General features: G+C 52.3%; 20 protein-coding genes and 1 other RNA gene. 8 read left to right on the forward strand and 13 right to left on the reverse strand.

Annotation, left to right across the window (positions count from 1 at the left end; translation table 11 throughout):
• Positions 1–105: 105 nt before the first annotated feature.
• The 3 genes from AC0XWG_RS12435 to smpB form a co-directional block, all read right to left on the reverse strand.
• Positions 106–1,335 carry an integrase domain-containing protein gene (locus AC0XWG_RS12435; protein WP_008502506.1) on the reverse strand — a complete coding sequence of 410 codons (1,230 nt, stop codon included), beginning with the start codon at positions 1,333–1,335 and terminating at the stop codon, positions 106–108.
• Positions 1,336–1,501: 166 nt separating this feature from the next.
• Positions 1,502–1,865: a transfer-messenger RNA gene (ssrA, locus tag AC0XWG_RS12440) on the reverse strand.
• An 89-nt stretch (positions 1,866–1,954) separates the two neighbouring features.
• A complete protein-coding gene (gene smpB / locus AC0XWG_RS12445) occupies positions 1,955–2,437 on the reverse strand; it encodes an SsrA-binding protein SmpB (RefSeq protein WP_008502505.1) in 483 nt (160 codons plus the stop codon).
• Between the two features lie 156 nt (positions 2,438–2,593).
• Here smpB and AC0XWG_RS12450 point away from each other — a divergent pair, with 156 nt between their 5' ends.
• Positions 2,594–3,031 carry a type II toxin-antitoxin system RatA family toxin gene (locus tag AC0XWG_RS12450; protein ID WP_195757727.1) on the forward strand — a complete coding sequence of 146 codons (438 nt, stop codon included), beginning with the start codon at positions 2,594–2,596 and terminating at the stop codon, positions 3,029–3,031.
• Positions 3,021–3,308, forward strand: a complete 288-nt coding sequence (locus AC0XWG_RS12455) for an RnfH family protein (protein WP_128348897.1) — start codon at positions 3,021–3,023, stop codon at positions 3,306–3,308. The genes AC0XWG_RS12450 and AC0XWG_RS12455 overlap by 11 nt, the downstream gene beginning before the upstream one ends.
• 111 nt (positions 3,309–3,419) lie before the next feature.
• On the opposite strand, the gene bamE is transcribed toward AC0XWG_RS12455, so the two are convergent.
• The 3 genes from bamE to nadK form a co-directional block, all read right to left on the reverse strand.
• On the reverse strand, positions 3,420–3,758 hold the full coding sequence (gene bamE / locus AC0XWG_RS12460) for an outer membrane protein assembly factor BamE (RefSeq protein WP_014884883.1): 339 nt from the start codon (positions 3,756–3,758) through the stop codon (positions 3,420–3,422).
• A 138-nt stretch (positions 3,759–3,896) separates the two neighbouring features.
• A complete protein-coding gene (gene recN / locus AC0XWG_RS12465) occupies positions 3,897–5,558 on the reverse strand; it encodes a DNA repair protein RecN (RefSeq protein ID WP_128348895.1) in 1,662 nt (553 codons plus the stop codon).
• 85 nt (positions 5,559–5,643) lie between these two features.
• Positions 5,644–6,522, reverse strand: a complete 879-nt coding sequence (nadK, locus tag AC0XWG_RS12470; RefSeq protein WP_008502500.1) for an NAD(+) kinase — start codon at positions 6,520–6,522, stop codon at positions 5,644–5,646.
• Positions 6,523–6,644: 122 nt separating this feature from the next.
• Between nadK and grpE the strand changes: the two genes are divergently transcribed.
• Entirely contained in the window at positions 6,645–7,238 is a 594-nt protein-coding gene (gene grpE / locus AC0XWG_RS12475; protein WP_032666780.1) for a nucleotide exchange factor GrpE, read from the forward strand.
• A gap of 53 nt (positions 7,239–7,291) precedes the next feature.
• Here the strand turns inward: grpE and AC0XWG_RS12480 are convergent, their stop codons facing one another.
• Both AC0XWG_RS12480 and AC0XWG_RS12485 read right to left on the reverse strand, forming a co-directional pair.
• The gene (locus AC0XWG_RS12480) at positions 7,292–8,578 is read right to left on the reverse strand and encodes an HlyC/CorC family transporter (RefSeq protein ID WP_028016737.1); all 1,287 of its coding nucleotides are present in this window, start codon (positions 8,576–8,578) and stop codon (positions 7,292–7,294) included.
• 18 nt (positions 8,579–8,596) lie between these two features.
• Positions 8,597–9,388, reverse strand: coding sequence for a cytochrome C assembly family protein (locus AC0XWG_RS12485; protein ID WP_032666789.1), 792 nt, complete (start codon positions 9,386–9,388; stop codon positions 8,597–8,599).
• Positions 9,389–9,554: 166 nt separating this feature from the next.
• Here AC0XWG_RS12485 and ffh point away from each other — a divergent pair, with 166 nt between their 5' ends.
• From ffh to rplS, 5 genes are all read left to right on the forward strand, one after another.
• Positions 9,555–10,916 (forward strand): signal recognition particle protein, encoded by a 1,362-nt coding sequence (gene ffh, locus AC0XWG_RS12490; RefSeq protein ID WP_008502496.1) that lies wholly within the window; start codon positions 9,555–9,557, stop codon positions 10,914–10,916.
• A gap of 116 nt (positions 10,917–11,032) precedes the next feature.
• Positions 11,033–11,281, forward strand: a complete 249-nt coding sequence (gene rpsP, locus AC0XWG_RS12495) for a 30S ribosomal protein S16 (RefSeq protein ID WP_003863133.1) — start codon at positions 11,033–11,035, stop codon at positions 11,279–11,281.
• A gap of 15 nt (positions 11,282–11,296) precedes the next feature.
• The gene (rimM, locus tag AC0XWG_RS12500; RefSeq protein WP_049007936.1) at positions 11,297–11,836 is read left to right on the forward strand and encodes a ribosome maturation factor RimM; all 540 of its coding nucleotides are present in this window, start codon (positions 11,297–11,299) and stop codon (positions 11,834–11,836) included.
• Positions 11,837–11,867: 31 nt separating this feature from the next.
• Positions 11,868–12,635, forward strand: coding sequence for a tRNA (guanosine(37)-N1)-methyltransferase TrmD (gene trmD / locus AC0XWG_RS12505; protein ID WP_028016734.1), 768 nt, complete (start codon positions 11,868–11,870; stop codon positions 12,633–12,635).
• A gap of 43 nt (positions 12,636–12,678) precedes the next feature.
• Positions 12,679–13,026 (forward strand): 50S ribosomal protein L19, encoded by a 348-nt coding sequence (gene rplS, locus AC0XWG_RS12510; protein ID WP_002914145.1) that lies wholly within the window; start codon positions 12,679–12,681, stop codon positions 13,024–13,026.
• Between the two features lie 145 nt (positions 13,027–13,171).
• Here the strand turns inward: rplS and AC0XWG_RS12515 are convergent, their stop codons facing one another.
• The 5 genes from AC0XWG_RS12515 to AC0XWG_RS12535 all read right to left on the reverse strand — a co-directional run bounded on the left by AC0XWG_RS12515 (position 13,172) and on the right by AC0XWG_RS12535 (position 17,681).
• Complete coding sequence (locus tag AC0XWG_RS12515; protein WP_072056585.1) at positions 13,172–13,390, reverse strand: DNA-binding transcriptional regulator; 219 nt, start codon at positions 13,388–13,390, stop codon at positions 13,172–13,174.
• A 77-nt stretch (positions 13,391–13,467) separates the two neighbouring features.
• Complete coding sequence (locus tag AC0XWG_RS12520) at positions 13,468–14,634, reverse strand: phage late control D family protein (RefSeq protein WP_063408338.1); 1,167 nt, start codon at positions 14,632–14,634, stop codon at positions 13,468–13,470.
• On the reverse strand, positions 14,631–15,116 hold the full coding sequence (locus AC0XWG_RS12525; RefSeq protein WP_063408337.1) for a phage tail protein: 486 nt from the start codon (positions 15,114–15,116) through the stop codon (positions 14,631–14,633). Before AC0XWG_RS12525 ends, AC0XWG_RS12520 begins: the two co-directional genes overlap by 4 nt.
• An 11-nt stretch (positions 15,117–15,127) precedes the next feature.
• The gene (locus tag AC0XWG_RS12530) at positions 15,128–17,569 is read right to left on the reverse strand and encodes a phage tail tape measure protein (protein ID WP_063408336.1); all 2,442 of its coding nucleotides are present in this window, start codon (positions 17,567–17,569) and stop codon (positions 15,128–15,130) included.
• Positions 17,562–17,681 carry a GpE family phage tail protein gene (locus tag AC0XWG_RS12535; protein WP_000763323.1) on the reverse strand — a complete coding sequence of 40 codons (120 nt, stop codon included), beginning with the start codon at positions 17,679–17,681 and terminating at the stop codon, positions 17,562–17,564. The genes AC0XWG_RS12530 and AC0XWG_RS12535 overlap by 8 nt, the downstream gene beginning before the upstream one ends.
• Positions 17,682–17,707 lie beyond the last annotated feature (26 nt).

Here is a 17,707-nt window from a genome sequence, read left to right on the forward strand (position 1 = left end):
CCTCAAGGTACCCATTTGTAAATGGCTATGCTTAGTCCACATAGGTTAATGGTGTGATCCTTAATTCTTCAAATAAATCAAGATAGTTAACCCATCATGGAAGAGTTATGCGGCAATAACTTTGTATTTTTGAGACGAAACATAGTCACTCCACCATTGCATGAGAACCACACGTTCTGTGAGATACTCTGCACGATTGTAGGCTGCAATTATTTCATCTTTTTTCGAATGGGCAAGGGCGGCTTCTAAGACATCAGTTCTAAACTTGCCACACTCCTCAGCAGCCGTTCTAGCGATTGATCGCATACCATGAGCTACAAGCTCACCTCCGAAGCCCATACGGATTATAGCCGCATTAGCTGTTTGTTCATGCATGTGATTGAGTGGAGCTTTGATACTGGGAAAAACCCACTCTCTATGCCCGCTGATGGCTTTCATTGAATCCAAGACTCGCAAAGCTTCTTTGCTCAGTGGGACTTTGTGAGGCTTCTTCATTTTCATAAACTCCGCCGGGATGTTCCACATGCCGGTTTCTATATCAATATCTGACCATCTTGTGCGAACAGCTTCACCAGGGCGAACCCATGTGAGAAGTTGCCACTCAATCAGTAGCCTTGTTTCTAAACGGATAGAAGCATTGTTTAGAGCAACCAGGAAGCGGGGGAGTTCGGAAGGGGGTAATGCTGGCATATTCTGTTTTTTTGGCTTGCTGAACCGTTGCCCCAGGTTGTCAGCCGGATTGAATTCTATGAGTTCTTCTGTTGCTGCATAGCGGAAAATTTCATTCAGGCGGGATATGATGCGGCGAAGTGTTTCAAGGACACCTCGTTTTTCTATGGGGTCTAAATGCTGTTTAAGCATTTTAGGGCGAATCTCCTTAATGGGGGTATCACCCAACGTTGGAAAGATATTTCTCTCTAGGCTTCGCCAGATGTCGTTAGCATGATCCTGGGAGATGCCTGACGTTTTGACTTTCTCATCAAGCCACTTCTTGGCTACTGCTTGAAATGTATGTTCCGTTGCATCCTTAAGGGCATTGGCTTTGTGGGTGTTATGAACTTGTGGGTCTATACCATTTGAAAGCAACGACAAGTACTCATCACGTAAAGCTCGTGCCTTCGCAAGTGTAAGGTGAGGATAGGTTCCTAAGCTCACCTTAGTTCGCTTTTTGGTCACAGGCACTGCATATCTGAAATACCAATTTTTCTTTCCTCCCTTCGCTAAGGGGGCGATTCGCAGGAGCAAACCATCGCCGTCAAAAAGGTTAACCTCTTTCTCGGCAGGTTTGGTGCTTTTGATTTCAGTGTCAGTGAGCTTCTTAGCGATTTTTGCCATGTTTGGGACCCTCATGTTTTGGACCCTTTGTGTTGGGTCCCAAAAAGGGTGCCATAACGAGTAGATTCTAGCAATTCTCGGTAGACTACTATAGACGTAAAAAAGCCCGCAAGGCTGGTTCCATGCGGGCTTGATAGACTTCACTGAACTTCAATATATCAAAAATTGGTGGAGCTGGCGGGAGTTGAACCCGCGTCCGAAATTTCTACATCCTCGGTACTACATGCTTAGTTTGTCTTTACATTCGCACGCCAGCTGCGGACAGACACGCCACTAACGAACTAGCCTGATTAGTTTTAACGCTTCAACCCCAGGCAGGGCTTCCACGCGATCTCTTTTGGGTTTGACCTCTCTTTGATCCCCGTCTTAAGAGCGGAAGCTAGGGAGAGAGGGCTCAGAGCAGGTTATTAAGCTGCTAAAGCGTAGTTTTCGTCGTTTGCGACTATTTTTTTGCGGCTTTTAACGAGGCAAACCGCCCCTCGGCATGCACCTTGGGTTTCGCAAATCCCGTCGAATCCAGAATCAGCCCCAATAGTGTTGAACTCAGTATACCAGATTTCACTTCCTGGATACCAGCCCAGAACGCTAACTTATTGAATAGTACAATAAGTGTGCAGAATCAACGCCCTGCATTTTTCATGATGCGCGCTTTGTCGAGCTGCCACTCGCGCTCTTTCAGGTCCGTACGTTTATCGTGCTGTTTTTTACCCTTCGCAACGCCAACTTTCACTTTGCACCAGGCATTTTTCCAGTACAGCGACAGAGCAACCACGGTGAAGCCTTCACGGTTGATGCGACCGTAGAGGGATTCCAGCTCGCGCTTGTTCAGCAGCAGTTTACGTGTGCGTGTTGGGTCACAAACATAGTGCGAAGAGGCGACAGTCAGCGGCGTAAAGTTCGCCCCGAACAGGAAGGCTTCACCATCTTTCAGGATCACGTAGCTATCGCCGATGTTGGCTTTCCCGGCGCGCAGCGATTTTACTTCCCAGCCCTGCAACGCAAGGCCAGCTTCGAATTCTTCTTCAATGAAATACTCATGGCGAGCACGCTTGTTGAGCGCAATGGTCGCCGAGCCTGGTTTATGTGCTTTTTTCTTCGTCATAAGTGTCGTAAAGCCGTCGGTAATCTGATTTCAAAAAGTCACCTCATTGCGTCCTGTGAGGTCTAACGCGCTATCTTAGCACGAGATGAGGCTTAGCGTTTTTTTAACAGGTGATAAATGTTATTATTTGTCCGTTGTGTGACCATGGGAAATGCTATGCCTCAGATTAGCCGTACTGCGCTTGTGCCTTACAGCGCGGAACAAATGTATCAGTTAGTGAACGATGTTCAGTCTTATCCAGCGTTTATTCCTGGATGTACCGGAAGCCGTGTTCTGGAGTCTGGTCCAACGCAGATGACCGCAGCGGTGGATGTCTCCAAAGCGGGGATCAGCAAGACGTTCACCACGCGTAATACGCTGACGAGTAATCAGAGTATTTTGATGCATCTGGTGGATGGTCCGTTTAAAACGCTGATGGGAGGCTGGAAGTTTACGCCCCTGAGCGCTGACGCCTGTCGCATCGAGTTCCATCTGGACTTTGAGTTTACGAATAAACTGATTGAGCTGGCGTTTGGTCGTATCTTTAAAGAGCTGGCTTCTAATATGGTTCAGGCGTTCACCACCCGCGCCAAAGAGGTTTACAGTGTCGCATAAGATTGCTGTGGAAGTGGTGTACGCGCTGCCGGAGAAGCAGTATCTGCAACGTGTAACGCTGGAAGAGGGCGCGACTGTTGAGATGGCTATCCGCGCTTCCGGCATTCTTGAGCTTCGCAGTGATATTAACCTGGCGAAGAATAAAGTCGGGATTTACAGCCGCCCGGTTAAGCTGGGTGATGTGCTGAAAGAAGGTGACCGGGTGGAGATTTATCGTCCGTTGATTGCTGACCCGAAAGAGCTGCGTCGTCAGCGTGCGGAGAAAGCGGCTAAGTAGCGCTTTCTTCCCCGGTGGCGCTGACGCGTACCGGAGCGCTACGTCTCTGTGCAAGAATTCAGAAACAAAAAAGGTGCTCATTGAGCACCTTTTTGCATTTCTGACGCCTGATTATTTGGTCAGGGCAGGCTTGTTGTCGATGTTGGTCAACACACCAGCGCTGCTGAAGGTCAGCGTCAGGGTTTGCTGGGTCACATCTTCGTGGCCCGGTTGCTGACGGAATACATAGAACCAGGTGTTTGTGCCGAACGGATCGGACATCATCGGGGTTCCCAGTGCATAAGCGACCTGCTGTTGTGTCATCCCCACACGGATTTTGGACACATCGTTAGGGGTAAGGTAGTTCCCCTGGTTGATGTCAGGACGGTAAACCACTTTCTCCAGAGTGGAACAGCCTGCGGTCAACATCAGAAGAACCGCTGCGGCAGCGGTCAGCATTTTACAACGCATAGTGATTTGATTCCTTTTCGGGCCCGAGCAGAACGCGGCTCATATGTAATATGCCGATGATAATAGACCTTGCCCCACTTTGAAACCGGTCTGGCGGCGTTTTTGTTGTTCTCTATGACCCTGAGATCCCGAAAAAGTTTATGCCGCCAGCAGTTCTTTCGCGTTTGCGAGCGTATTACGCGTGACTTCACTGCCGCCAAGCAGACGAGCCAGCTCCTGCAGACGCGCACGTTTATCGAGCGGTTTCATGTGCGTTTCCGTCATTTCACCGTCGGTTTCTTTACTGACGATAAAGTGATGGTGACCACAGCCAGCCACCTGCGGAAGGTGGGTAACACACATGACTTGTGTTGATTCACCTAACTGACGCAGCAGCTTACCGACTACCGCCGCCGTTGGACCGCTGATCCCAACATCCACTTCATCGAAAATCAGCGCCGGGGTTTCCATTTTACGCGCGGTAATCACCTGAATCGCCAGTGCGATACGCGACAGCTCACCGCCGGACGCCACTTTGGAGATGGCCTGCAGCGGCTGACCGGGGTTAGTGGTGACGCGGAACTCGATACGATCCGCACCTTCAGCCGTCAGCGCATTCTCTTCAAAGCGGACATCGATCGTAAACACGCCGTGCGGCATCGCCAGCGTGTGCATACTGTCGGTGATGTGCTGACTTAACTCCTGGGCATAGTGCACTCGAATCTCATGCAGTTGTTTCGCTGTTGCCAGCGCCTGTTCATGATGCAGGCTCACCGCCAGAGAGAGGGTTTCCTGCGAGTCAGCCTGATCGTCAAGCTGCTGCTGTTCTTCCAGCAGAGACTGATAGTAATTTGGCAGTTCTTCCGGCGTAACGTGGTGCTTACGGGCCAGTGAGATCTGACGGGAGATGCGTTGTTCCAGCTCAAACAGACGGTTCGGGTCGAGATCCAGACGTTCACAGTAGTGGCGCAATTCATCACCGGCTTCTGAAATCTGAATCGCGGCCTCTTCCAGCATATCCAGTACGCCAGAAAGTTTGCTGTCCATGCCAGCCAGTTCGGTGACCAGTTGACGAACGTTATACAGCTGGCTTTGCAGGTTCACGTCTTCGCCATCCGCAAGCATGTTGAGGGCGTTCTGACTGGTTGAAAGCAGGTGACCGCTGTTGGCCAGACGCTTGTACTCTTCGTCGATTTGCTCAAACTCACCCGCCTGCGGGTTGAATTCGTTCAACTCTTTTAACTGGTATTCCAAAAGCTCGGCGCGTGCTGCGCGCTCCTGGCTTTGCTGCTGGTGCTGGGCAAGCTCACGGCAGCTTTGATGCCACTGGCGATAGTGTTCTGCCATAAGCTGAGTAAGCGCGTACTCACCCGCATAGCCATCAAGCAGGGCTTTCTGCTGTTCTGGTTTGACGAGTTGCTGATGTGCGTGCTGGCCGTGGATCTGGATAAGCAACTGGCCGAGCTCGCGGAGCTGGGAGAGCGGAACCGCCGTACCGTTGATAAAGCCACGTGAACGACCGTCGCTGCTGATCACGCGGCGAAGTAAACACTCACGTCCATCTTCAAGCTGGTTCTGTTCCAGCCAGCGCTGGGCGGCAGGGGTGTCTTTCAGGGAGAAGCGGGCACAGAGATCGGCACGGTTTGCGCCCATGCGCACCATGTCTCCCTCGGCACGGCCGCCAAGGCACAAGCCGAGGGCATCAATGGCAATGGATTTACCCGCACCGGTTTCCCCGGTGATCGCCGTCATGCCGCTGTGGAAGTCGATCTCAAGCTCACGAACAATGGCAAAGTTGCTGATGGTCAGTTGTGCCAGCATAATTGTTTTCCTGTATGAAAAACCATAACTGTGTTTTCATACAGTATAAACTGGTTTTATATACAGTAAAGCGCTGGATGCAAAATCAGAACAATTTTTTTGACCAGCCAAGCTTCGAGCTTAATGTGTTGAAATAGCTGTAGTCTTTCGGGTGAATGAGATTCAGGTGGTAATCACACCGACGAATCAGCACGTCTTCCCCTTCCTGAATCGGCAGCGCTATCTGGCTGTCACAGCTGATCTCCAGGTCATTTCGACGGTGGGAGAAGCGCAGACGAATGGTGCTGTCACCGTTGATGACCAGCGGACGGGCGGAAAGCGTGTGCGGAAACATTGGCACCAGCGTAATGGCGTCCAGGGAAGGGGTCAGGATCGGGCCACCGGCAGAAAGCGAGTAGGCGGTTGAGCCGGTCGGGGTGGAGATAATCAGCCCGTCAGAACGCTGGGAGAAGGCAAAGATTTCGTCGATATAGACTTCGAACTCGATCATGTGCGCCACTTTACCGGGGTGAAGGACCACCTCGTTAATCGCGGTGCTGATGCGCTTCTGGCAGTCCTGCTGGCATACCTGCGCTTCCAGTAAGAAGCGTTTTTCGCTGATATAGTGGCCTTCCAGAACGTCAGCCAACTGTTGCTGGGCATTATCCGGGTCGAGGTCAGTTAAAAAACCGAGATTGCCACGGTTGATGCCGATGACCTTGATGTCATAACGCGCCAGCGTGCGGGCCGCGCCGAGCATGTTGCCGTCACCGCCGACCACCACGGCGAGATCCGCCTGTTGGCCTATTTCCGCCAGCGTGCCGGTCTTGACGCTCTTCAGCTGCAGCTCCTGTGCAATCTGCTGCTCAACCATCACTTCATAGCCTTTGCTACACAGCCAGCGATACAACATTTCATGTGTCGTCAATGCGGTAGGGTGACGCGGATGCCCGACGATCCCAATACACCTGAAATGATTATTCATTTTCTGGAGGTCCTTGTGCCTGATGAATGATGACAATCTGTCTTGTTCCCTTGAATCCCGGAAACTGATCCCCATAATAAGCGAAGTTAGCGAGATGAATGCAGAAAAACGCGGAGAAATTCATGAGTAGTAAAGAACAGAAAACGCCTGAGGGGCAAGCCCCTGAAGAAATTATCACGGAACAGCACGATGAAGTTGAGGCTGTAGAGCCAGACGCATCTGCTGAGCAGGTGGACCCGCGCGATGAAAAAATTGCGAATCTGGAAGCCCAGCTGGTAGAAGCACAGAATCGCGAACGCGATGGTGTTCTGCGCATCAAGGCTGAAATGGAAAACCTGCGTCGTCGTACCGAACTGGACGTTGAAAAAGCGCATAAATTTGCGCTGGAGAAATTCGTCAACGAACTGCTGCCGGTGATTGATAGCCTCGATCGCGCGCTGGAAGTAGCGGATAAAGCGAATCCGGACAACGCGGCGATGATCGAAGGTATCGAACTGACGCTGAAATCCATGCTCGACGTGGTGCGTAAGTTTGGCGTGGAAGTGATTGCCGATACCAACGTTCCGCTGGATCCAAACGTTCACCAGGCGATTGCGATGGTGGAGTCCGAAGAGGTGGAAGCCGGTAAAGTGCTGGGCGTGATGCAGAAAGGTTACACCCTGAACGGCCGTACCATTCGCGCAGCGATGGTGACCGTGGCGAAAGCGAAAGCGTAATTTGCCGCCCTCTAGTGCCGGGCGGTGGTTTCGCCTTGCCCGGCACTACAACATTATTCCGCGATACTTTCGCGCAGGGGTTTAACGGGAAGGACTTTCACCTGCTTAATCATGTTGTCCTGCACGTCCAGGATATCAATATCGTACTGTTCAATTCGCACCCGCGTGCCCGCAGCCGGGATTTCTTCCAGTGCTTCCAGAATCATGCCATTCATGGTTCGCGCTTCATCTTCCGGTAAATGCCAGTTAAAGGCTTTGTTGAGTTCGCGAATGTTGGCGCTACCGTCAATCAGCACCGAGCCGTCGTTTTGTGGGGTCACTTCTTCCGCAAGAGAAGGAGACATTGAGGTGGTAAAGTCCCCGACAATCTCTTCCAGAATATCTTCGACCGTCACCAGCCCCTGAATATCGCCGTACTCATCAACCACCAGGCCGACTTTCTTCTTGTTACGCTGGAATTTCACCAGCTGTGTGCTGAGCGGGGTGCCTTCCGGCACGTAGTAAATTTCGTCGGCGGCACGCAGCATCACCTCTTTTGTGAACTCTTTTTTCTCGGTCATCAGGCGGTAAGCTTCGCGCACGCGCAGCATGCTGATGGCGTCATCGAGAGAGTCGCGATACAGCACAATGCGCCCGTGCGGGGAGTGCGTCAGCTGGCGGACGATGGCTTTCCAGTCGTCATTGATGTCGATACCCACGATTTCGTTACGCGGCACCATGATGTCGTTCACGCTCACCTTCTCCAGATCCAGCACCGACAGGAGCATGTCCTGATTACGTCGGGAGATCTGTGAACGGGATTCATTCACGATGGTGCGCAGTTCGTCTTTGCTGAGCGCGCTGCTGATGGTGACGTCTGCTTTGATACCCACCATCCGCATCAGCAGGCGCGTCACCATGTTCAGCAGCCAGACCAGCGGCATCATCAGGATCAGCAGCGGTGCCAGCAGGAAGCTGCTCGGGTAGGCGACTTTCTCAGGGTAAAGCGCAGCGATGGTTTTCGGTAGCACTTCGGCAAACACCAGCACCACGAACGTCAGCACGCCGGTGGCAATCGCCACCCCGGCATTGCCGTACAGGCGCATCCCGACGATGGTACCCAGCGCAGAGGCAAGAATGTTGACGAGGTTATTGCCGATGAGCACCAGGCTTATCAGGCGATCCGGCTTGCGGAGCAGTTTTTCGACGCGACGGGCAGCCCGGTTACCTTGCTTAGCACGATGACGTAACCGGTAGCGGTTTAAGGTCATCATGCCGGTTTCCGAGCCAGAGAAATAGGCGGAGATGACCACCATGACGATCAGCGTAACGATCAGCGTGGTGGTAGAGATGTGTTCCAGGGGGAACTCCTTTGTTTCTTAGCCAGCAAATTGCTGTATGAAGCGGCTGCCAAAATAGGCAAGGGTGAGAATGCCCGCACCCGCGACGTTGAACCAGACCACGCGACGACCGCGCCAGCCTTCATGATAATGGCCCCAGAGCAGGACAATATAGACAAACCACGCAACGATAGAGAGTACCGCTTTATCGATATTCTCCACGCTGAACAGGTTTTTCATGTAGAACAGGCCCGTGCAGAGCGTGAGCGTCAGCAGAACCACGCCCACCTGGGTGATGTGGAACATTTTACGTTCAATGACCATCAGCGGCGGCATCTCGTGGTTAAACGCCAGCTTTTTGTTTTTGAGCTGGTAGTCAATCCAGGCGAGCTGCATGGCGTAGAGCGCGGCGATAATCAGCGTCGCGTAGGCAAAAAGCGACAGGCCAATATGCACCAGCATACCCGGTGTCGCCTCCAGATGCGTAATGAACTCATTGGGCATAAAGGTGGCTAAAGCCAGATTGATCAGCGCAAAGGTATAGACAATCGGTAGCAGTAACCAGCCGCGATTCTTAGAGGCCACAATGGTCATCACCGTGCAAATCATCAGGCTGACCAGCGAGCCGACGTTGAGGACGCTCAGGTTTTGCACGCTTCCGTCGCCGGGAATGATGCGTGATTCCAGCGCAAAGGCGTGGCTTATCAGTGCGATCACCGCGGAAAGAATAGCCATGCGCCGCCAGCCGCTGTTTTTTTGCAGCAGTCCGGGAATGATCAGCGCGAGACTGACAGAGTAGGCAACAAGGGCGATCAGTGCGAAAACAGGCATATAGGCATCGACAGTTGTCTTAATAAGAAAGAGAAGCAGTATAACGTTACGTGACGCCTGCTCCAACCGTTGCATAACAACAAAGGCGCCTTCATGTTATACTCCGGCAAAATTCTGTGTATGTGTCGCTCATGGCGGCCCAACGTTTCTACTCAGGCGAGAGACAATGTTTGATAATTTAACCGATCGTTTGTCGCGCACGCTGCGCAACATCAGCGGCCGAGGACGCCTTACCGAAGACAACATCAAGGAAACGCTGCGCGAAGTGCGCATGGCGCTGCTGGAAGCAGACGTGGCGTTGCCGGTTGTGCGTGATTTTATCAACCGCGTTAAAGAGAAAGCGGTTGGTCATGAAGTTAACAAGAGCCTGACCCCGGGTCAGGAGTTCGTCAAAATCGTTCGTAACGAACTGGTTTCGGCGATGGGTGAAGAGAACCAGGTGCTTAACCTGGCGGCTCAGCCACCGGCCGTGGTGCTGATGGCGGGTCTGCAGGGTGCGGGTAAAACGACCAGCGTCGGTAAGCTGGGTAAATTCCTGCGCGAGAAGCACAAGAAGAAAGTGCTGGTGGTGTCTGCGGACGTTTATCGCCCGGCGGCGATCAAACAGCTGGAAACGCTGGCAGAGCAGGTTGGCGTGGATTTCTTCCCGTCAGACGTGGCTCAGAAACCTGTCGACATCGTTAATGCCGCGCTGAAAGAAGCGAAGCTGAAATTCTACGACGTGCTGCTGGTGGATACCGCCGGTCGTCTGCACGTTGACGAAGCGATGATGGACGAAATCAAGCAGGTGCATGCCTCTATCAATCCGGTAGAAACCCTGTTTGTTGTCGACGCCATGACCGGTCAGGATGCGGCAAATACCGCGAAAGCGTTTAATGAAGCGCTGCCGTTAACCGGTGTAGTGCTGACCAAAGTGGACGGTGACGCCCGTGGCGGTGCAGCCCTCTCGATTCGTCATATCACCGGTAAGCCGATTAAATTCCTCGGCGTGGGCGAAAAAACTGAAGCGCTGGAGCCGTTCCATCCGGATCGTATTGCCTCCCGTATTCTCGGCATGGGTGACGTGCTGTCGCTGATCGAAGATATCGAGAGCAAGGTTGACCGCGCGCAGGCTGAAAAGCTGGCGAGCAAGCTGAAAAAAGGCGACGGTTTCGATCTGACCGACTTCCTTGAGCAACTGCGTCAGATGAAAAACATGGGCGGCATGGCCAGCCTGATGGGCAAACTGCCGGGCATGGGCCAGATCCCTGACAATGTGAAAGCGCAGATGGATGACAAGGTGCTGGTGCGTATGGAGGCGATCATCAACTCGATGACCCTTAAAGAACGTGCTAACCCGGATATCATCAAAGGTTCCCGTAAACGCCGTATCGCAGCCGGTTGTGGCATGCAGGTGCAGGACGTTAACCGCCTTCTGAAACAGTTCGACGACATGCAGCGCATGATGAAGAAAATGAAGAAAGGCGGCATGGCGAAGATGATGCGCGGGATGAAAGGGATGATGCCTCCCGGTTTTCCAGGGCGTTAATCGCTTTTGAGATTGCTTTTTGCCCGAAAATGAGTAAAATTTTCGGGCTTTTAATATGACACCCGGGCTCCGTTCCTCGATGGGGCCCGGTTGTTTTATTCACACAAGAGGATGTTATGGTAACTATTCGTTTAGCACGTCACGGCGCTAAAAAGCGTCCGTTCTACCAGGTTGTTGTGACTGACAGCCGTAATGCACGCAACGGTCGCTTCATCGAGCGCGTTGGTTTCTTCAACCCACTGGCCGCTGGCGCAGAAGAAGAAACTCGTCTGGATCTGGATCGTATCGCTCACTGGGTTGGCCAGGGCGCTACTGTTTCCGATCGCGTTGCTACGCTGATCAAAGCAGCAAACAAAGCAGCTTAATCTGTCACGGTGGTCATGATGAGCAATAAAGCACCTGTTGAACCGATCGTATTGGGAAAAATGGGTTCTTGCTACGGTATCCGTGGTTGGCTCAGAGTGTTTTCCTCCACTGAAGACGCTGATAGCATTTTTAATTACCAGCCCTGGTTTATCCAGAAAGGCGGTAAGTGGGAAGAGGTCGAGCTGGAAAGCTGGCGTCACCACAATCAGGACATCATCATCAAGCTGAAAGGCGTTGATGATCGTGATGCCGCGAATGCGCTGACTAATTGTGAAATTGTCGTGGATTCGTCGCAGTTGCCGGCGCTGGAAGAGGGTGACTACTACTGGAAAGACCTTATGGGTTGCCAGGTCGTTACCACCGAAGGCTACAGCCTGGGGAAAGTCATCGATATGATGGAAACCGGGTCAAATGACGTTCTCGTCATCAAGGCAAACCTGAAAGATGCATTTGGCATCAAGGAGCGGTTGGTTCCGTTCCTCGATGGACAGGTTATCAAGAAAGTCGATCTCACTACTCAAACCATTGAAGTAGATTGGGATCCTGGTTTTTAAATTCTCCGGATAAACGGTAAAAGACGGCGCTATGTGGATTGGCATAATTAGCCTGTTTCCTGAAATGTTCCGCGCGATTACCGATTACGGGGTAACTGGCCGGGCAGTAAAGAATGGCCTGCTGAGCATCCAGAGCTGGAGTCCTCGTGACTTTACTCATGACCGGCACCGTACCGTGGACGATCGTCCTTACGGTGGCGGACCGGGGATGTTAATGATGGTGCAACCCTTACGGGACGCCATTCACACAGCAAAAGCCGCGGCAGGTGAAGGCGCAAAGGTGATTTATCTGTCACCTCAGGGACGCAAGCTTGATCAAGCGGGCGTGAGCGAACTGGCGACGAATCAAAAGCTGATTCTGGTCTGTGGGCGCTACGAAGGGATAGATGAGCGCGTAATTCAAACCGAGATTGACGAAGAATGGTCTATCGGCGATTACGTTCTCAGCGGTGGTGAGTTACCCGCAATGACGCTGATTGACTCCGTCGCCCGGTTCATTCCGGGGGTTCTGGGTCACGAAGCTTCGGCAACGGAAGATTCCTTTGCTGATGGATTGCTGGACTGCCCACACTATACTCGTCCTGAAGTGTTAGAAGGGATGGAAGTACCGGCAGTGTTACTGTCTGGAAACCATGCCGGGATACGTCGCTGGCGTTTGAAGCAGTCGCTGGGCCGAACCTGGCTTAGAAGACCTGAACTTCTGGAAAACCTGGCTCTGACTGAAGAGCAAGCAAAGTTGCTGGCCGAGTTCAAAACTGAACACGCGCAACAGCAGCATGAACATGATGGGAATGCGTAATACGCTCCCGAATATCAGTTTACCCAGGATAAGAGATTAAATTATGAGCAACATTATTAAGCAACTTGAACAAGAGCAGATGAAGCAGGACGTACCTTCCTTCCGTCCAGGTGACACCGTGGAAGTGAAAGTATGGGTTGTTGAAGGTTCCAAAAAACGTCTGCAGGCATTCGAGGGCGTGGTTATCGCTATTCGTAACCGCGGTCTGCACTCTGCATTCACTGTTCGTAAAATTTCCAACGGCGAAGGCGTTGAGCGTGTCTTCCAGACTCACTCTCCGGTAGTTGACAGCATTGCTGTTAAACGTCGTGGTGCTGTACGTAAAGCTAAACTGTACTACCTGCGTGAGCGTACTGGTAAGTCTGCTCGTATTAAAGAGCGTCTGAACTAATAACGCGCTTTCGCAACATCCGAAAGCTTGTAGAAAACAAGGGGTTAGCGTAATGCTAACCCCTTTTTTATTGGCGATGGCGGCAAATTGGCGACGGAGTTTTACTTGATGGCGGCAGAAGTAAAAAAAACCTGCCGAAGCAGGTTTAAAGCCAAAGTTGCTGTTGCTGGTTTCTTACAGGGTGGGGCGGGGCAGGCTCAACAGCTCCCGGTTTCATGATGAATCTCGATAGCGTCTCAAAAGTTATAAATGTACAGCCACAATTAATGTTTTGGCACTGATGATAACGCTCTTTCGTTTCGGTACTAAGGTATCTGCTAGTGCGAGCATGAGCGGCGTTCTGGCATAACGGGCAATGCATCATAATTTTTCCCCTGCTGGCGTGTCTGAGGGAATAATATACTTTCAATTTGCATTTGCAAGTTAAGGTTTGCTTTTTAGCTACTCGCTTTCCTCCGAACTGTATTCCACGTCAGAAAGCTTAACCTCAAGCTCTAAACCCGTCGTGAAGCCGCTATTACTCAGATTGTGCGTTACCTTACTGATTAGCCAAGATTGCTCGTCTATGACGCGCTTAAAGCCTGATACGCGCACCGGCGTCTCAGGGAACAAGTCAGCTCGACCGAGAGCCAGCGTAATTGAAAACTCCGCAACGCCTCGCTGCAGCTTATCCCACTTAGCCTGAGCGGCGCGCATCGCCTGCGCCTTAGAAGCGTAGACAGTCGTCAGCGCCAGCACGTTATCTGCCTCACCGGCCATATACTCACCCTCGCGCGCCTCCGGCTCTTTTTTGGCCTTTGTCTTTTTGCTAACCGGCTTTGCTTTCGGGTGCTCCAGTGCGCGCAGGTGCTTCTCTTTTGGCTTACGTTTCAGTGTTACTTTCTGCTTTTGCGGCTTCGGGTCTTTGGTGTGCAACCATTTTGCCGTTACGCCGGTATAAGCCCCACGGTCGGCAATGGCAAACTGGTGACGGTCGCCATCGCTGCGGGTCAGCGTCATTTGTGGGACGGGTTTACCGCTGGCCGTCATCGCACTACCGGCTTTCAGAAACAGGAGTTTCCCCGCTTTCACTGACACCGCCGCCCCGTTGCGGTCAGCCAGCCGGGTCAGAAATACGGCGTCGGACTCCTGCGACTGGTCGATATGCGGCACCGGTATTTTTTTTAGTGAATCCGCGACACTGGCCGTCAGTTTATTGCGCTTTGCAATGGTGCTGACTAGCTCACCGATGGTGGTGTCGTGCCATGACTCCTCACGCCGTGAATTGAGCGTTCCGCGAAAATCTGCACTACGCGCCCGAATGGTCAGGGTATCAGGCGCGCCCCGATGCTCAATCTCATCGACAGTGAAATCGCCCTTATTCAGTAGCGCCGAACCCTGCCAGCCAAGCCACAGCGTCAGCACAGCCCCGCGCAGGGGTAACTCGACTTTGCCGTCGGTGTCATCGAGCTCAATGTCGAGCTGGTCAGCCTCAAAGCCCCTGTTGTCGGTCATGGTGAGAGAAATCAGCCGGTCACTAAAATTGCTGGTAATGTCCTGACTGTTCAGCGTCAGCATAAATGCCGGTGCAAGGCTGGTACCGGCGTCAATGGTCATGCCCGTAATCATGCGGTCAGCCCTCCGAGCGCACCCTGCAGCTTATCAGTCAGATTACCGGCAGAGCCGAGAAGCTCGCTGGCCTGCTTATTCAGGTCGCCAAACATTGCCGTCAGTGATTCATCGACCCGTTTCAGCGAAAGGGTGAAATCAATCTTTCTGGCCGCGCCGTCGCTGAAAAATTCGGTATGCGTGGTCGACACCTTATCGACGATATACATCCCGAAGATATTGCCGGTTCCCTCAATAAGCGGCCATGCTCTGCCCTCGTCGGCCATCAGCTCAACAGCAAGCAGGGATATACGACCGCCGGTAATAGCAGGGTAAAGCGTACCGGCAAGCTGGATCGCGTTTTCCCCCTCACCGAGAAACTGATACGCAGGCGGTTTACCCACTCTGTCATTAGACGCCCAGCGGTAATCTTTAGAGTGTTGCATCGACTGATAAGGCAGGGTGCGACGTTCAAATACAAACATGCCAAGAGCAAGCATCATAATCAGCCTCCTTAATCGTGCATCATGCTGGCGCGGGCTTTCGCTCGCTTTTCACGTTCATATTTTTCTAATGCATCCTGCAACTGATTCCCTAGCTGACCGCCCGGAGCCCCATTACCCGGCAGGTTGATTTGATAGGTTGGGCTGCTCTGGTCAACATAGGTACGGCCAGCCGGTGCGGTAACTGGCTGATAAGCCTGATAGCCGCCATATGTGCTGGTTGCTGGGATGTAGGGATTACCTTTTGTAGCGGCGTTAGTTTTGGCGGCAGTCTGGTCGAGGTTGTCCGATTCTTTATTGATAACGCCGAGTTTTTCGAGAAGCCAGTCGACCCCAGTACGCAGCGTGTTAAATGCTTTTACTGGCGCCATGAAAGCATCTACCAGCGCCTGTCCAAATGCGACACCTGCATTTTTGCAGCTATCAAGGGTTTCTTTCGTTGAGTGCACAGGTTCAATGAGGTCTTTGAACCATTGCCACGCTGCTTTTAGCTTATCGCCAAGCCAGTCAAAAACAGGCTTTAACGGTGCAAATAGCTCAGTGACAGGTGCAAATGCACTTTTCAGCCCCTCGACAACACCAGAAAAAAACGCGCTGATTGGCTCCCAATATTTACGAATGAGTAGCGCCCCGGCCACAATTGCCACACCGATTGCAACAATCGGCCAAGTAATCGCGCCGAGCGCGGTCACAATTGCACTGCCAACGACACTAAAGACCGTACCCAGCACGCCTGCAGCGGCGATAATGGCGTTAATCCCCATGACAACCGGCCACGCAACGAGGCCGATGCCGCCGATGATACCAATCAGAGCCAGTGCGCCACCGGCGATGATGCCGATAGTTTCCGCTAATTCCTTGTTATCCTTGATCCAGTTGTCGAGTTTTAACACATACTGTGTGGCGGTTTGAGTGAGCTTGCGTAGTGAGCTATCTTGCTGGTCGTATAGGTCGGTTCCTACCGCCTCATAAGCGGATTGGAATTCTTTAAAATCGCCCCCGAGGTTATCTTGCATAATCTTTACCAGTTCCTCAGTTTTACCGTCTGAGGCTTTAAGGGTCGCCGCCAGTTTATCTAATTTTCCACTCGCCGCCGCTTCTAAGAGTACGCTTGAGGATTTAAGTGCTTCCTCCCCAAATATAGTTTTCAGGTATTCGCCTTTCTGGCTAGTTCCGAGTTTATGCTTATCAAAACTCTTCTGAATTTCTTTTAAAATGGTAAATAGTGGGCGCATATTTCCTTTGCTATCAGATGTTTTTACACCTAATTCTTTAAGCGCTGTCCATGCCTTACCTGTAGGGGCTTGTAATCTGCTCACCACAGCGGAGCCACCTGTGCCAGCCATTGACCCAGTAATGGTGTTATCGTGTAATACTCCAGTAACCGCCGCCGCTTCCTCAAGGCTCACCCCCGCCGTTTTGGCTACGGGCGCTAAATAAGTCAGGGCGTCACTTAACCCCTGAAAATCAGCTGCTGATTTATTCATTGTCGCCGACAGTACATCGCCAATGTGAGCAACTTTATCATTCGAAAGCTGAAAGGCGTTTTTGGTACCGAGAAGCAGCTTTGCGTTTTCTTCCATCGTCTGGCGGTTGGCTAGCGCCATATTTAACGTTACGGGGGTAGCTGCTTGGATTGCTGCAGCATCACCGCCCGCTTTCGCGATGATAATCTGAGCGCCTGCCGCATCGTCGGAAGATGCAGCGGTATTGTCACCAAGCTGTCTGGCTTGTTTCTTTAAAGCCATCATTTCTGCGGAGTCTTTCGCCACGCCGAGCACCGCTTGCAACTCAGAGTTTTTTAAAGAGAAGTCGTAACCCGGTGTCATCAGCTTAACCCCGGCCATCGTTCCCGCTGTCGCGATACCGACCCCGGCAGCACCAGCCGCCGCCGCATTACCGGCAAGCTCCTTGCCTGATTTATATCGCTCTTTCACCCGGCCTAATTTCGCCTGCTGTGCACTGACGCGCGCCAGTGCCTCACGCTGGCGGTTAAGCTGTGCCGTCGTTTCGCTGATAGAGGTTTTGAGCCGACGCTCATCGGCAGACAGGGTGCGGGTATTAATACCGGCCTGCATCAGCTCGGAGCGTTGTCGCTGTACCGACGTTCTAAGGCTGTTGTATTTCGTTTGCAGCTCAGAGGCGGCACGCTTTGCTGCTTCGAGTGCCTGCGCCTGCGCCCGGGTCGGACTGGTGGTGTTTTTAAACTGCACGGCCAGCTCACCGGCTTCGCGTTTCGCCTTATCAAGAGCCTGCCCGGTTACGGCCAGTTGCGCGCTTGCCTTACGAAAGCCGTCGATTTTCGATGCCTGACCATTCAGGTCACGCAGTCCCTTTTGTGTGTCGCGAATATCACCCGAGAGGGTTTTACTCGCATTCTGGATGGATTTAAGCGGTCGGGTCGCCTGGTCGACCGCTTTCAGCAATACCTCAAGCCTCAGATTATTACTCATTGTGGTTTCCGCTACGCTGTAGCGCCTTTTCGCGCCATGTGATGAGCTCGGTCAGGCTCAGGGAATAGAGCTCTGATGGCGGCCAGTGGAATATCACCGCGATATCCGCCATCAGGTCATCGGTCGACAGGTCGGGCG

The organism is Enterobacter sp. DVT3837 (assembly GCF_056238685.1).